Genomic DNA, 14928 nt, shown 5'->3' on the forward strand with positions numbered 1-14928 from the left:
CCGCCCGCCGCCGTTCAGTCGCCCTGGACGGGCAGTTCCTTCAACTGGATGTTGCGGAAGGAGACCTGGTCGTCGGCGCCATGGTTCTGGAGGCCGATGTAGCCGTCGGTCAGGCTCCGCTGGGGGTCCTCGTTGGTGAAGTCGTTGATCTTGACTCCGTTGAGGAACACCTGGAGGCGTTCGCCCCGGACCTTGATCTCGTAGGAGTTCCACTGGCCGGGCGGCCGCAGGACCTGGTCACGGGCCTTGGTGTTCGCCGACTTGAAGGAGTAGACGGAGCCCGTGGTGCGGTCGGGCGCGTCGGTGGCGTCGATCTGGATCTCGTAGCCCTTGTTCACCGCGGACCAGGGGTCGTCGGATGCGGGGAAGCCTACGAAGATCCCGGAGTTGTCGTCGCCCCGCATCTTCCAGTCGAGCTTGAGCGAGTACGACTTCAGCTCCTTGGCCTGGTACCAGAGCAGGCCCATGCCGCCCTCGGTCACCAGCGTGCCGTCCTTGACGTCGAACTTGCCGGGGCCGGCCTGCTTCCAGCCGTCCAGGGTCCTGCCGTTGAAGATCTTCCGGTAGTCCTTGCCCGGCTTGCAGTCCGCCTTCACCTGGCCGGTGGCGTACTGCAGGCCGCCGAGCAGGTGGGAGCGGAAGGCGGCGTCGGCGTAGGACTCCTTGGTGTGGCCGCCGCCGGTGTAGAAGGACCGGCCGCCGCCGTAGCTCTGGCACCAGGCGATCGGGTGGTCGCCCTTCATGGTGCCGCCCTGGTAGGTGGTCTCGTCCAGGGTGGCGAGGACCTTGGCCTTCTCCCGCGGGTTGGTGCGGTAGTTGTACCACTCGTCGGTGCGCTCCCAGGCGTCGTCCAGGTGCGCGGTCGACGGATGGTCGTGGTCCTCGACGCGGACGGTGGCCTTCTGGATGGCCGGGTGCGACTGGAAGTAGGCGCCGACGAGGCCGCCGTAGAACTCCCAGTCGTACTCCGTGTCGGCCGCCGCGTGGATGCCCATGTAGCCACCGCCGCCCGCCACGTAGTCCTCGAACGCCTTCTGCTGCTCGGCGTTGAGCACGTCGCCGGTCGTGGACAGGAAGGCGACCGCGTCGTACTTGGCGAGGTTGGTCGTGGTGAACTGCCTGGCCTCCTCGGTCGCGTCGACCGTGATGCCGGCCGGGCCGCCGAGTTCCTTCAGGGCGGTGATGCCCGCCGGGATGGAGTCGTGGCGGAAGCCGGCGGTCTTGGAGAAGACCAGGACCTTCTTGCCGCCCTTGAACGGCTCCTTGGAGAACTCGAAGTCGTCCAGGTCGTAAAGCGCGCCCTCGCCGCCCTTGAAGACCAGGTAGATGTCGGTGGTCTTCTTCGGCAGCGATCGCAGGGGCACGTCGACGTTCTGGAAGGTCTCCCAGCCGCCGGTGGGCGGGATGTACGCCGAGCCGTGCAGCGGTCCGTCGGGCGAGCCGGTGCGCAGCTCGATGAAGCCGCCCGCGCCGCCGGAGGAGGCCCGCACGGTCATCTTCTTCTGCCCGTCGAACCGGTAGGGGCTGAAGGAGATCCAGTCGCCGTCGTTGATGTCGCCGACGGTCTTGCCACCGTTGGCGCCGGTCTTGGTGATGACCGAGACGCCCGACTGGGTGGTGAAGTGCTCGCCCTGGCGGTGCAGCGGCTGGAGCACGGTGCGGGCGGTACCGGTCAGGGACTCCTGGCCGTTCGCCCCGCCGTCGGTGTAACTGGCGCCGACGACGCCGTAGATGTTGGCGTTGGGGTCGTGGCCGCCGTCACCGGGGGGCGGTGTCAGGGTGCCTTCGCAGCCCAGCTCGCTGGTCAGTTCGTGGGCGTGCGAGTCGTGGCCGAGGCTGTAGGTGACCTTGACCTTGGAGCAGTCGACGGTCTCCTCGGGGTCGGTGACCTTCACCTTGAACGGGACGGGCTTGCCGAAGGCGGCCAGGCTGCCGTTGCCCGGGGTCTCGATCGTCACCTTCGGCTCGGTGTTGCCGACCACGATCCGGACGCTGGCGTTGCCGGTGTTGCCCTCGGGGTCCTTGGCGGTGAAGGTGGCGCTGTAGGTGCCGGCCTTCTTGTACTTGTGGGTGGGGGTGAGGCCCTCGCCCTTGGTGCCGTCGCCGAAGTCCCAGCCGTAGGTGAGGTCCGTGGAGTCGGCGTCCTTGGCGGAGGCGGTGAACTTCACCTTCAGGCCGGCCGCTCCGGATGTCCTGTCGGCGCTGACCTCGGCGATCGGGGAGAAGCCGTCCTCGGCGTTCTCGATCCGGTACAGGGCGGAGTCCTTGTCGCCCTGGAACCAGGACAGGCCGTAGTCGAGGACGTAGAGCGCGCCGTCGGGGCCGAACTCCATGTCCATGATCTGGGTGCCGGTCCACGGGAAGTCGTTGATCTTCGCGACGGAACCGTCCGCGTTCTCCTCGATCCGCTTGATCCAGCGGCGGCCGAACTCACCGGCGAAGAAGTCCCCGTCGTAGGCCTCCGGGAACTTCACGCCGGAGTTCAGCTCGGGGTCGTAGCGGTAGACCGGGCCGGCCATCGGGGACTCGGAGCCGCTGCCGAACTCGGGCACGGAGCCGCCGTCGTACGGGATCCAGGCGGCCTGCGCGGGCGGCAGGTCGGTGAGGCCCGTGTTGTGCGGCGAGGTGTTCTTCGGGGCGTTGCAGTCGAAGGTCTCGCCGGACTCCTTGGTCGCGAAGTCGTAGTCCACGTAGGCGTCGTTGTCCCCGGTGCAGAAGGGCCAGCCGAAGTTGGCGGCCTTCGTCACCTTGGCGAACTCGACCTGTCCGCCCGGGCCGCGTTTCGGGTCGGCGGCGCCGGCGTCGGGGCCGTAGTCGCCGACGTAGATGGTGCCGGTCTTGTCGTCGACGCTCATGCGGAAGGGGTTGCGGAAGCCCATCGCGTAGATCTCGGGGCGGGTCTTCTCGGTGCCCGGGGCGAAGAGGTTGCCCTCCGGGACGGTGTACGAGCCGTCCTCGGCGACCTTGATGCGCAGGATCTTGCCGCGCAGGTCGTTGGTGTTGCCGGCGCTGCGGCGGGCGTCGAAGGCGGGGTTGCGGTTCGGCCGGTCGTCGATCGGGGTGTAGCCGTCGGAGGCGAAGGGGTTGGTGTCGTCGCCGGTCGACAGGTAGAGGTTGCCGTCCTTGTCGAAGTCGATGTCGCCGCCGACGTGACAGCAGGTGCCCCGGGAGGCGGCGACGTCCAGGACCTTCTTCTCGCTGGACAGGTTCAGCGTGCCGTTGGGGTTGAGGACGAAGCGGGAGAGGCGGTTGACGCCGTCGAACTTTTTGAAGTCGTCGGCGGTACCGGTCTCCGGGGCGTCGCCCGCGGGGGTGTCGAGCGGCGGGGCGTAGTAGAGGTAGATCGCCCGGTTGTTCTTGAAGTCCGGGTCGATGCCGACGCCTTGGAGGCCTTCCTCGTCATGGCTGTAGACGTCGAGTTTGCCGGCGATCTTGGTGACGCCGCCCTGGTCGGTGAGGCGCAGCGTGCCGTCGCGCGAGGTGTGCAGGACGCTGCGGTCCGGGAGCACGGCGAGTGACATCGGCTCGCCCGTCTCCGGTTCGCCCTTGGCGAGCGGCACCTGCTGGAACTGGCCCTCCGCGGCTGCCGGTTCGTCGTGTTCCGGGTGGCCGGGGTGGGCGCCGGCGACGGTGGCCGGGGTGCCGACCGCGAGGAGCAGGCCGGTGAACAGGGCGACGGTGGCGCGCAGTCCGGGCCGCCTGGGGCTGCGGGTGCTTCTGGGTCTGGTTCTGTGCACGAAGTCCCTCCGGGAACGGGGTGGGCCGTACGGGGTGGGTGCGAAGCGTGCGGTGCGGGCGCCGGGGTGCGCCGTCACCCCGGAGTGTGCCTTGAGCACGTCAAGGCAGGTCTGTGTCGCCGAGCCCGTGGTTCAGCTGTTGAACGCGGCGTCGAAGGACGCGCTGGGCGGTTCGTAGTCGAAGGCCTTGAGGCGTGTCAGCGCCTCGGGGGCGCCCTGGAGCCGGTCCATGCCGGCGTCCTCCCACTCGACCGAGACCGGGCCCGTGTAGTCGATGGAGCGCAGCATCCGGAAGACGTCCTCCCAGGGGACGTCGCCGTGCCCGGCGGAGACGAAGTCCCAGCCGCGCCGCGGGTCGCCCCAGGGCAGGTGGGAGCCGAGGCGGCCGTTGCGTCCGTCGAGGCGCTTGCGGGCCTCCTTGCAGTCGACGTGATAGATCCGGTCGCGGAAGTCCCAGAGGAAGCCGACCGGGTCGAGGTCCTGCCACACGAAGTGGCTGGGGTCGAAGTTGAGGCCGAAGGCGGGGCGCCGGCCGACGGCTTCCAGGGCCCGCTGGGTGGTCCAGTAGTCGTAGGCGATCTCGCTGGGGTGCACCTCGTGCGCGAATCGCACGCCCTCGGCGTCGAAGACGTCCAGGATCGGGTTCCAGCGGTGGGCGAAGTCCTGGTAGCCGCGTTCGATCATCGCCTCGGGAGCGGGCGGGAACATGGCGACCAGGTGCCAGATGGCGGATCCGGTGAAGCCGATGACGGTGTCCACGCCGAAGGCGGCCGCGGCCCGGGCGGTGTCCTTCATGCGTTCCGCGGCCCGCTGCCGGACTCCTTCCGGTTCTCCGTCGCCCCACACCTGCTCCGGCACGATGGCCTGGTGGCGTTCGTCGATGATGGCGTCGCAGACGGCCTGGCCGACGAGGTGGTTGGAGACGGCCCAGCACTTCAGGCCGTACTTGTCGAGCAGGGCCCGGCGGCCGTCCAGGTACGACGGGTCGCTCAGCGCCTTGTCGACTTCGAAGTGGTCTCCCCAGCAAGCTAGTTCCAGGCCGTCGTAGCCGAAGTCGCGGGCCAGGCGGCAGACCTCCTCCAGGGGCAGGTCCGCCCACTGGCCGGTGAAGAGCGTGAAAGTGCGCGGCATCGAAAGGGGCCTCCTCAGACCGCGATCGGCGTGTAGACGGAGTTCTTCTCGGCGCTCTCCTCTACCGCCGCGAGCACGCGCTGCACCTGCAGCCCGTCGGCGAAGGAGGGTTCGGGGCGGCGTCCCTCGGCGATGGTGTGGACGAGGTCGCGGGCCTGGTGGACGAAGGTGTGCTCGTAGCCGAGGCCGTGGCCCGGCGGCCACCAGGCGTCCAGATAGGGGTGGTCCGGTTCGGTGACGAGGATCCGGCGGAAGCCCGCCTCCGCGCCGGGCGCGGTGCCGTCGTGGAAGGACAGTTCGTTGAGCCGCTCCAGGTCGAAGGCGAGCGAGCCGCGCTCCCCGTTGAGTTCGATGCGCAGGGCGTTCTTGCGGCCGGTGGCGTAGCGGGTGGCCTCGAAGGAGGCCAGCGCACCGGAGGGGAAGCGGGCCGTGAACAGGGCCGCGTCGTCGACGGTGACCTGCCCGGTGCCGGCGGACGTGACGGCGGACAGCCCACTGGTGGCGCCGGTGGGCAGGGGCCGCTCCCGTACGAAGGTCTCCGTCAGTGCGGAGACGCCTGCCAGCGGCTCCCCGACCAGGTACTGCGCGAGGTCGACGATGTGCGCCCCCAGGTCGCCGAGCGAGCCCGACCCTGCCTGCTCCCTGCGCAGCCGCCAGGTCAGCGGGAACTGCGGGTCGACCAGCCAGTCCTGGAGGTACGTCACGCGCACGTGCCGCAGCCTGCCGAGGCGGCCCTCGGCGACCATGCGGCGGGCCTGGGCGGTGGCGGGCACCCGGCGGTAGTTGAAGCCGACCATCGCCACCTGGCCGCGCGCGTGGGCCTGCTCGGCCGCCAGTGCCATCGAGGTGGCCTCCTCGACGGTGTTGGCGAGCGGCTTCTCGCACAGGACGTGCTTGCCCGCGGCCAGGGCGGCCAGGGCGATCTCGGCGTGGCTGTCGCCGGGGGTGCAGATGTCGACCAGGTCGACGTCGTCCCGCTCGACGAGGGCCCGCCAGTCGGTCTCGGTGGACTCCCAGCCGTGCCGGTCGGCCGCGGCCCGGGCGGCGGCGCCGTCCCGGCCGCAGATCACCGCCTGCACGGGGTTCAGCGGCAGGTCGAAGACGCGGCCCGCGGTGCGCCAGCCCTGGGAGTGGGCGGCGCCCATGAAGGCGTAGCCCACCATCCCCACGCGCAGGGGTGGCTTGCCTGCCTCGGTCCCCTCCGGCTGCTCCTGCGGCTGTCCCATACGGGTGTCCTCCTCGTCCTGGTCGGGGTGGCGCACGTGGGGGGTGCGGGGCGGCTCACTTGAAGCCGGTGGACATGTACTGGTCGACGTTGGTCTTGTCGACGACGGCCGAGTAGAGGGTGAGCGACGACGGGATCTCGAACTCGGCGAGACCTCCGATGCCCTCGCTCTGGCCGAGGGCGCGGGCCAGGTCGATCGCGGAGGCGGCCATGGTCGGCGGGTACAGCACGGTCGCCTTGAGCACACCGTCGTCCTGCTTGATGGCCTGGAACGCGGAGAGCGCACCGGCGCCGCCGACCATCAGGAAGTCGTCGCGCCCGGCCTGTTCGATGGCGCGGAGCGCGCCCACGCCCTGGTCGTCGTCGTGGTTCCACAGGGCGTCGAACGTCGACTGGGCCTGCAGCAGCTGGGCCATCTTGGCCTGCCCCGACTCGACGGTGAACTCGGCGGCCTGCCGGGCGACCTTCTTGATGTTGGGGTAGTTCTTCAGGGCGTCGTCGAAGCCCTGGGTGCGCTGCTTGGTGAGCTCCAGGTTGTCCAGGCCGGCCAGTTCGATGACGCGGGCACCGGACTTGCCCTTGAGCTTCTCGCCGATGTAGTGCCCGGCGTTGAGGCCCATGCCGTAGTTGTCGCCGCCGATCCAGCAGCGGTAGGCCTGCGGGGTGTTGAAGATCCGGTCGAGGTTGACGACCGGGATGCCGGCGCGCATGGCCTTGAGCCCGACCTGGGTGAGGGCCTTGCCGTCGGCGGGCAGCACGACCAGGACGTCGACCTTCTTGTTGATGAGGGTCTCGATCTGGCCGATCTGCTGGGCGGTGTCGTTGGAGCCCTCGGTGATCTCCAGGGTGACGTCGGAGTACTTCTCGGCGCGGCTCTTGGCGTTGTCGTTGATGGCGTTGAGCCAGCCGTGGTCGGCCTGCGGTCCGGCGAAGCCGATGGTGACCTTCTTGCCCGGCTTGTCGTCCGCGGCCGGCTGGTCGTTGCCGGCCGGCTCGTCCTCGGAGTCGGACGGCTCGTTGCTCGTGCACCCCGTGAGGAGGGCACCGGCGGAGACGGCGGCGGCCCCGAAGAGCAGCCCTCTGCGGCTCGTGATCTCTGGCATGGCGGTCAACCCTTTCCTCAGGTCGTGCTCGCGGTACGGCGCTGGACCAGCACGGCGGCGACGATGATCGCGCCCTTGGCGATCTGCTGGACGTCGCTCTGCAGGTTGTTCAGGGCGAAGATGTTGGTGATCGTGAAGAAGATCAGGACGCCGAGCACGGAGCCGGTGATGGTGCCCCGGCCGCCGGTGAGCAGGGTGCCGCCGATGATCGCCGCGGCGATGGCGTCGAGTTCGTAGAGGTTGCCGTTGGTGTTCTGACCGGAGCCGGACAGGACGATCAGCAGGAAGGCCGCGATGCCGCAGCACAGCCCGGACAGCAGGTAGAGGTAGAGCCGCTGGCGCCGGACGTCGATGCCGGCGAGCCGGGCCGCCTCCGGGTTGCCGCCGACGGCGACCGTGCGGCGGCCGAAGGTGGTGCGGTTGAGCACCAGCCAGCCGATGACCGTGACGACGGCGAACACCATGACCAGGGGCGGGATGCCGAGGACGTAGGCGTCGCGCTCCCCCAGGTCGAGGACGGAGGGCACGGTGACGATCTGTGTCTTGCCGTCGGTGATCTGCAGGGCGAGGCCGCGGGCGGAGGCCAGCATGGCGAGGGTGGCGATGAAGGGCACCATCGAGCCGTAGGCGATGAGCACCCCGTTGACCAGGCCGCAGCCGACTCCGACGACGATCGCCGTGAAGAGGATGCCGGCGAAGCCGTACTCCTGGGTGGCGACCGTGGTGGCCCACACCGAGGCGAGGGCGACGATCGCGCCGACCGACAGGTCGATGCCGCCGGAGACGATGACGAAGGTCATGCCGACGGTGACGACGCCGACCACGGAGGCCTGGGTGAGGACCAGTTGCAGGTTGCGGGTGTCGAGGAACTCGTCGGGCTTGGTGATGCCGCCGACGACGATCAGTGCGGCGAGCACGCCGAGCAGGGAGAGGGTACGGAGGTCGGCACGGGCCGGCAGGCCGCGCCAGGCCGGGGGCTGGGCCCCGGGCACCTTCGCGGTGCTGTCCCGCGGCGGGGAGACGGGCTGCGTCATGACGCCGGGCTTCCTTCCATGACCAGGTCGAGTACGCGGTGTTCGTCGAGTTCGCGGGCGGGCGCCGTGTGGACGACACGGCCCTCGCGCAGCACCAGGACGCGGTCGGCGAGGCCGAGCACCTCGGGGACCTCGCTGGAGACCAGCAGCACGGCGAGGCCCTCGTCGGCGAGCCGGCGAATGACGGCGTAGAGCTCGGCGCGGGCGCCCACGTCGACGCCGCGGGTGGGTTCGTCGAGCAGCAGCACCTTGCAGCCGCGCAGCAGCCAGCGGGCCAGGACGGCCTTCTGCTGGTTGCCGCCGGACAGGGTGCGCACGGGCACGGACGGGTTGTCCGGCCGGAGCGACAGCTCGCGCGTGGCGGCCCGGGCGGCACCGAGTTCGGCGCCCCGGTCGATCCAGCCGCCGTGCGAGAAACGGGACATGGAGGAGACCGACACGTTGCGGGTGACGGACTCCAGCATCAGCAGGGCCTGTGCCTTGCGTTCCTCGGGGGCGAGCCCGAGTCCGGCCCGGACGGCGGCCCGTACGCTGCCCGGCTTCAACGCCCGCTCTCCGACCAGCACCTGACCGGTCGTCGGTTTACGGGCGCCGTAGACGGTCTCCAGGATCTCGGAGCGGCCGGAGCCGACGAGTCCGGCGAGGCCGACGATCTCGCCCGGGCGGACCTCCAGGTCGAAGGGCTCGAACTCCCCTTGCCGGGAGAGCCCCCGGATGGTCAGCACGGGTTCGCCGTGCGGCGGCGAGAGCGGCCGGTCGGGGAAGACGTACTCGACGTTGCGGCCCGTCATCAGCGCGACGACCTCGCGGGTCGGCGTCGACTTCGCCGGGAGTCCGTTCGCGACGGCCCGTCCGTCCTTGAGCACCGTCACCCGGTCGCCGATGCGGCGGATTTCCTCCAGGCGGTGAGAGATGTAGACGACGGCGACTCCGGCCGCGGTCAGGTCGCCGACGATGCGGAAGAGGTTGTCGACCTCGTCCGGGTCGAGGGCGGCGGACGGCTCGTCCATCACGATGAGCCGCACGTCGTGGGAGAGCGCCCGGGCCATGGACACGATCTGCTGCTGCGCCGCCGACAGCTCCCCCACGAGCCGGGCCGGATCGATCTCGGCATGACCGAGCCGCTTGAGCAGTGCGGCCGTTGAAGCCTTGGCCGTCTTGCCGCGGACGACGAATCCCGCGGTGGTCGGCTCATGCCCGAGGTGGACGTTCTCGGCGACCGACAGGTGCTCCACCAGGTCGAGTTCCTGGTAGATGGTGGCGATGCCCAGGCGCATGGCGGCGATCGGCGAACGGAGGGTGACCTCCTCGCCGCGCCAGTGGAGGCGGCCGGTGTCGGGCTGGTGGGCGCCGGCCAGCACCTTGATGAGGGTGGACTTGCCGGCCCCGTTCTGGCCGAGCAGGCAGTGCACCTCGCCGGCCTGGACGTCGAGGTCGACGCCGTCGAGGGCCCGGACTCCGGGAAACGACTTGGTGATGCCGGACATGCTGAGCAGCGGTGGTTCTGGTGCCATGAGGTCCCCTTGGCGGGCGTGCGGGCCGGTTTCAGGGCAGGGCAGAGCAGGGCGCTGTGCGATGAGCCGTGCTGTCGTGCGGGGGCGCTGTGTTGTCGCGCAAGGCGCTGTGCGGTGACTGCGGGCTGTCGTGCGGGGGCGCTGTGCGGTGACTGCGGGCTGTCGTGCGGGGCTATGCGGGAGAGAACAGGTGGTCGCTGATGAGCCGGGCCCCGCCGATCACTCCGGCGGCGGGCCCCAACTCGCCTAGGACGATGGGCAGATTGCCGGTCGCCAGGGGCAGCGACTGGCGGTAGACCTGGGTGCGGATCGCGGCGAGCAGGGTGTGGCCGAGGCCGGTCACCCCGCCGCCGATCACCACCAGGCCCGGGTTGAAGAAGCTGACCAGGCCGGCGATGACCTGGCCGGTGCGGTTGCCGCCCTCACGGATCAGGTCGAGGGCGGTGGCGTCGCCGGCGGCGGCCGCGGCGGCGACGTCGACGGCGGTGAGGCCGCCGTTCGTCTCCAGCCGCGAGGCCAGTTCGGCCGAAAGGCCCTGCTGGGCGGCCTCCGTGGCGTCGCGGGCCAGGGCGGCCCCGCTGAAGTGGGCCTCCAGGCAGCCCCGGTTGCCGCAGGCGCAGGGGCGGCCGTCGGGGACGGCCTGGATGTGCCCGATGTCGCCGGCGCTGCCCGTCGTACCGCGGTAGACCTCACCGCCGACGACGATGCCGCAGCCGATGCCGGTGCCGATCTTGACGCAGAGGAAGTCGGCGACGGTGCGGGCGACGCCCGCGTGCTGCTCCCCCATCGCCATCAGGTTCACGTCGTTGTCGACCATGACCGGGCAGCCGAGTTCCTGGCTGAGGGCCTCCCGCACGGGAAAGCCGTCCCAGCCGGGCATGATCGGCGGTGCCACCGGGATGCCCTCGGGAAAGCGGACCGGGCCCGGGACGCCGATGCCGGCGCCGTCGAACCCTTCCGCGAGCCCGGAGGCCCTCAGTTTCGCGGCCATGGCGAGGACCTGCTCGAAGACCGCGACGGGGCCTTCGCGCACGTCCATGGGCTGGTTGAGGTGTCCGAGCGTCTCCAGTTCGGCGTTGGTGACGGCGACGTCGACCGAGGTCGCGCCGATGTCGACGCCGAGGAAGCGCAGCTCTGGGTTGAGCCGGATGTTGTGGGAGCGGCGGCCGCCGCGCGAGGCGGCGAGTCCGTCGGCCACGACCAGCCCCGTCTCCAGCAGCCGGTCCACCTCCACGGCCAGCTTGGACCGCGAGAGGTCGACCTGGTCGCCCAGCTGGGCACGGGAGTTGGGGCCGCCGTCACGCAACAGCTTGAGCAGCCGGGCCTGGTGGGCGTTTCCGGGTCGTGCGGTCATACGTCTCACGAGCCCCTCCCGCCTCGATCGGCCTGTCCGCGCCGGTTTCCCGCCACACGGTGGCTTGCTTTCGGAGGGAACGTAGCAGCGGCTGCCGGGGGTGGGAAGAAGTCGCGCAGGAATTGCCCCCTACTTTTTCCACTCAGTGGACAAAGAAGCCGCCACACCTGTCCCCCATCGCAGGGCAGGAGTGGCGGCGTTACGAACGCACTGGGGCGCTACGCGCGCGACCGCGCGTGGTACGAGCGCCGCGTGTGCTCGGTGTGCGCGCGCATCAGCTGGGTGGCGCGCTGTTCGTCCCGGTCGGCGACCGCCGCGATGAGTTCGCGGTGCTCGATCCAGGACTGGTGACCGCGCCGACGTGCGACGGGCGTGTAGTACCAGCGCACGCGACGGTCGACCTGGGCGGCGAGTTCGGCGAGGACGGCGTTGCCGGCGAGCTCCATGATCTTGGCGTGGAAGCGGGCGTTCATGGCGACGGCCCCGTCCACGTCGTCGGCCTCGACGGCCTTCTCGCCCTCCGCGCACAGCGCTTCCAGGGCGGCGATGCCCGCACTGTTCGCGTTGGCCGCCGCGAGCCGGGCCGCCTCGGCCTCCAGGAGCGTACGGACCGTGAGGAGCTGGTCGGCCTCCTCCTCCGTCGGCTCGTGCACGAACGCGCCCTGGGCGGGCCGCAGATCGACCCATCCCTCGGTGTTGAGCCGCTGGAGCGCCTCGCGCACCGGCTGCCGCGATACGCCGAGATGCCCGGCGAGTTCGCTCTCGACGAGATGCTGGCCGGGTTGCAGCGCACGGGTGGTGATGAGTTCGAGCAGTGCCTCGTAGACACGGTCGCGCAGCGGACCCGGGCGTTCCAGCTTGGGTACCGCCCCTTGGGGCAGGCCTGTCGAAAGCATCGCGGTCCCCCTCCTCGGCAGGGCCGTGCACAACGCGGCGCGAGCCGGTATCGCCGCAGAGTCAGTATTGATTGTCTTTCGTCTACAGTCTACGGCGCACAAGAGCCAGGGTTTCGGGCAGTTGAGCGCGTCACACCACGAGGGACCGGGCCGGGCTCACGGGCAGCGGACGACCTGGCCCGCGTACGACAGGTTCCCGCCGAAGCCGAACAGCAGCACCGGGTCGCCCGTGGCGATCGCCCCCTGCTCGACCAGCTTCGAGAAGGCCAGTGGGATGCTCGCGGCCGAGGTGTTGCCGGACTCCGTGACATCGCGGGCGACGACCGCGTTGACGGCGCCGATCTTCTCGGCGAGGGGTTCGATGATGCGCAGGTTGGCCTGGTGCAGGACGACCCCGGCGAGGTCGGCCGGCTCCAGCCCGGCCCGCTCGCAGGCCCGGCGTGCGATGGGCGGGAGTTGGGTGGTGGCCCAGCGGTAGACGCTCTGGCCCTCCTGGGCGAAGCGCGGCGGGCTGCCCTCGATGCGCACCGCGCGACCCATCTCGGGCACCGAGCCCCACAGCACCGGCCCGATGGCCGCCTCGCCCGCGGCCTCCACCACCGCGGCCCCGGCCCCGTCGCCGACGAGCACGCACGTGCTGCGGTCGCTCCAGTCGGTCACTTCGGACATCTTGTCGGCTCCGATGACCAGCGCCCGGCTGGCGCCTCCCGCGCGGACGGCGTGGTCGGCCGTGGCCAGGGCGTGGGTGAACCCGGCGCACACCACATTCAGGTCCATGGTGGCGGCCTGCGGGACACCCAGGCGGGCCGCGACCCGGGCGGCCATGTTGGGCGAGCGGTCGACGGCGGTGGAGGTGGCGACCAGCACCAGGTCGATGTCCGCCGGGGTCAGCCCGGCCGCGGCCAGGGCCTTGGCGGCGGCGTGGGCGGCCAGTTCGTCGACGGGCTCGTCGGGTCCGGCGACGTGACGCGTACGGATGCCCACCCGGCTCCTGATCCACTCGTCACTGGTGTCCACCAGGCCCGCCAGGTCCTCGTTGGTGAGCACCTTGGCGGGCTGGTAGTGGCCGACGGCGGCGATGCGCGAGCCGTTCATTGGGTGGATCCCCCTCGTTGCCTTGGGTAGCGGATCCACCAGTCTGATCAGTGACTCACGGGTACGACGGCAGCCAAGGTGACAGGAAACGTGCGCCGGCGTTGTCAGCTTCGGTCAGGACCTCGGACGCTCGGACACCTGTCGAACGCCCACCGCGCCGGTGCGCCTACCCGGTGAAGAGCTGCGTGGCCTTGCGGACGAGCTCGTACAGCCCGTAGGCGAGCGGTACGCCCACCCACACCCAGGCGAGGGCGATCAGCCACCGGCGGTCCGGGCTAGGCGGACTCTGACTGCTGTCGCTCGGCATGGGCGGCCTCCTTCGGGGCGGGGACGTGGTGGCGGGCGTCGACGGGCCGGACCAGTTCGTTGGCGACGAAGCCGACGACGAGCAGCCCGATCATGATGACGAAGGACAGCCCGTACAGGGACGCCCCGTGCCGGCCCGCCTCCTCCTGCCGGTCGGCGATCCAGTTCACGATCAGCGGGCCGAGCACCCCGGCCGTGGACCAGGCGGTGAGCAGCCGCCCGTGGATGGCACCGACCTGGTACGTGCCGAACAGATCCTTCAGATAGGCGGGAACCGTGGCGAATCCACCGCCGTAGAAGGAGAGGATGACCAGCGCGCCCAGGATGAACAGCGGCTTGGAGGAGTCGCCGAACAGGGCGATGAGGGCGTACATCAGGGCGCCTACACCCAGGTAGACGCGGTAGATGTTCTTGCGGCCGATGAGGTCGGAGGTGGAGGACCAGCCGATGCGGCCGGCCATGTTCGCGGCGGACAGCAGCGCGACGAAACCGGCGGCGGCCGTGACCGACACCGGGGTGGAGGTGTCCGCGAAGAAGTCCGTGATCATCGGCGCGGCCTTCTCCAGGATGCCGATGCCGGCGGTGACGTTCATGCAGAGCACGATCCACAGGAGCCAGAACTGGGGGGTGCGGATGGCCTGTTTCGCCGAGACCTGCGGGCCGGTGGGGGCTTGTCGCGCGGTTCCCCGCGCCCCTGGGGCATGACGCGGAACCCGGACCAGGAGCACTCCCAGCAGCATGAACACGGCGTACGACAGCCCGTGCACCAGGAAGGCCAGTGCGATGCCGGAGCTGTCGCTGCCGAACGACTCCAGCATCTGGGCCGACCAGGGCGAGGCGATGAGCGCGCCGCCGCCGAAGCCCATGATGGCGATGCCGGTGGCCATGCCGGGCCGGTCCGGGAACCACTTGATCAGGGTGGAGACGGGCGAGATGTAGCCGATGCCGAGACCGATGCCGCCGACGAAGCCGTAGCCGAGGACGATCAGCCAGTACTGCTCCAGGGACGCGCCCAGCGCGGAGAGCAGGAAGCCGGAGGAGAAGCAGATCAGGGCGACGGTCATCGCCCAGCGCGGGCCTTTGCGCTCCACGAGCGTGCCGCCGAACGCGGCGGACAGGCCCAGCATGACGATGCCCAGCTGGAAGGGCAGCGCGCTCTGTGTGCCGCTGAGGCCGAGCGCGGACTCCAGGGGCGGCTTGAACACACTCCAGGCGTAGGCCTGGCCGATGGAGAGATGTACGGAGAGAGCGGCGGGCGGAACGAGCCAGCGGCTCCAGCCCGGGGGCGCGACTGGGGGACTCATGAACCCCGGACGGTAGGGATCCGCAGGGGAGTTGGGAAGGCGGCACGTCGACCGTATGCGGTGAACGGTATCCGGCATGCGCCGAACGGTCGGCGCACGCACTCTTGCCCACCCAACCTCCATACTGTAGACAATATTTCGTCGACACAAGCCGTCCGCGAGCCATACGCGACCCGTGAGCGGCCGGACGGCAGCCACCTCCGCGGTATCCCTCAAACCGAACGGAGTG

11 protein-coding genes are annotated in these 14928 nt (G+C 70.4%); all 11 read right to left on the reverse strand.

The genetic code is table 11. From position 1 onward, the window contains the following. Nucleotides 1-14: 14 nt before the first annotated feature. Complete coding sequence (locus ABTX60_RS10895; protein WP_352096753.1) at nt 15-3737, reverse strand: ThuA domain-containing protein; 3723 nt, start codon at nt 3735-3737, stop codon at nt 15-17. 132 nt (nt 3738-3869) lie between these two features. Continuing rightward, complete coding sequence (locus ABTX60_RS10900; RefSeq protein WP_352096754.1) at nt 3870-4868, reverse strand: sugar phosphate isomerase/epimerase family protein; 999 nt, start codon at nt 4866-4868, stop codon at nt 3870-3872. A 14-nt stretch (nt 4869-4882) separates the two neighbouring features. Then, nucleotides 4883-6094 (reverse strand): Gfo/Idh/MocA family protein, encoded by a 1212-nt coding sequence (locus tag ABTX60_RS10905; protein WP_352096755.1) that lies wholly within the window; start codon nt 6092-6094, stop codon nt 4883-4885. A 55-nt stretch (nt 6095-6149) separates the two neighbouring features. Continuing rightward, entirely contained in the window at nt 6150-7196 is a 1047-nt protein-coding gene (locus ABTX60_RS10910) for a substrate-binding domain-containing protein (RefSeq protein WP_352096756.1), read from the reverse strand. A 17-nt stretch (nt 7197-7213) separates the two neighbouring features. Next, entirely contained in the window at nt 7214-8230 is a 1017-nt protein-coding gene (locus ABTX60_RS10915) for an ABC transporter permease (RefSeq protein WP_352096757.1), read from the reverse strand. Further along, nucleotides 8227-9744, reverse strand: a complete 1518-nt coding sequence (locus ABTX60_RS10920; protein WP_352096758.1) for a sugar ABC transporter ATP-binding protein — start codon at nt 9742-9744, stop codon at nt 8227-8229. The genes ABTX60_RS10915 and ABTX60_RS10920 overlap by 4 nt, the downstream gene beginning before the upstream one ends. 172 nt (nt 9745-9916) lie before the next feature. Next, nucleotides 9917-11098: an ROK family transcriptional regulator gene (locus ABTX60_RS10925; protein WP_352096759.1), complete on the reverse strand. Its 1182-nt coding sequence runs from the start codon at nt 11096-11098 to the stop codon at nt 9917-9919. A 218-nt stretch (nt 11099-11316) separates the two neighbouring features. Further along, nucleotides 11317-11994 (reverse strand): GntR family transcriptional regulator, encoded by a 678-nt coding sequence (locus ABTX60_RS10930; protein WP_352096760.1) that lies wholly within the window; start codon nt 11992-11994, stop codon nt 11317-11319. Nucleotides 11995-12150: 156 nt separating this feature from the next. After that, nucleotides 12151-13089 carry a beta-ketoacyl-ACP synthase III gene (locus ABTX60_RS10935; protein ID WP_352096761.1) on the reverse strand — a complete coding sequence of 313 codons (939 nt, stop codon included), beginning with the start codon at nt 13087-13089 and terminating at the stop codon, nt 12151-12153. Between the two features lie 166 nt (nt 13090-13255). Further along, a complete protein-coding gene (locus tag ABTX60_RS10940) occupies nt 13256-13396 on the reverse strand; it encodes an MFS transporter small subunit (protein ID WP_179272410.1) in 141 nt (46 codons plus the stop codon). Continuing rightward, nucleotides 13365-14699: an OFA family MFS transporter gene (locus tag ABTX60_RS10945; protein WP_352096762.1), complete on the reverse strand. Its 1335-nt coding sequence runs from the start codon at nt 14697-14699 to the stop codon at nt 13365-13367. The genes ABTX60_RS10940 and ABTX60_RS10945 overlap by 32 nt, the downstream gene beginning before the upstream one ends. Nucleotides 14700-14928 lie beyond the last annotated feature (229 nt).

Origin of the sequence: Streptomyces sp. NPDC126510, from assembly GCF_040302345.1 — a bacterium.
Classification (GTDB): domain Bacteria; phylum Actinomycetota; class Actinomycetes; order Streptomycetales; family Streptomycetaceae; genus Streptomyces.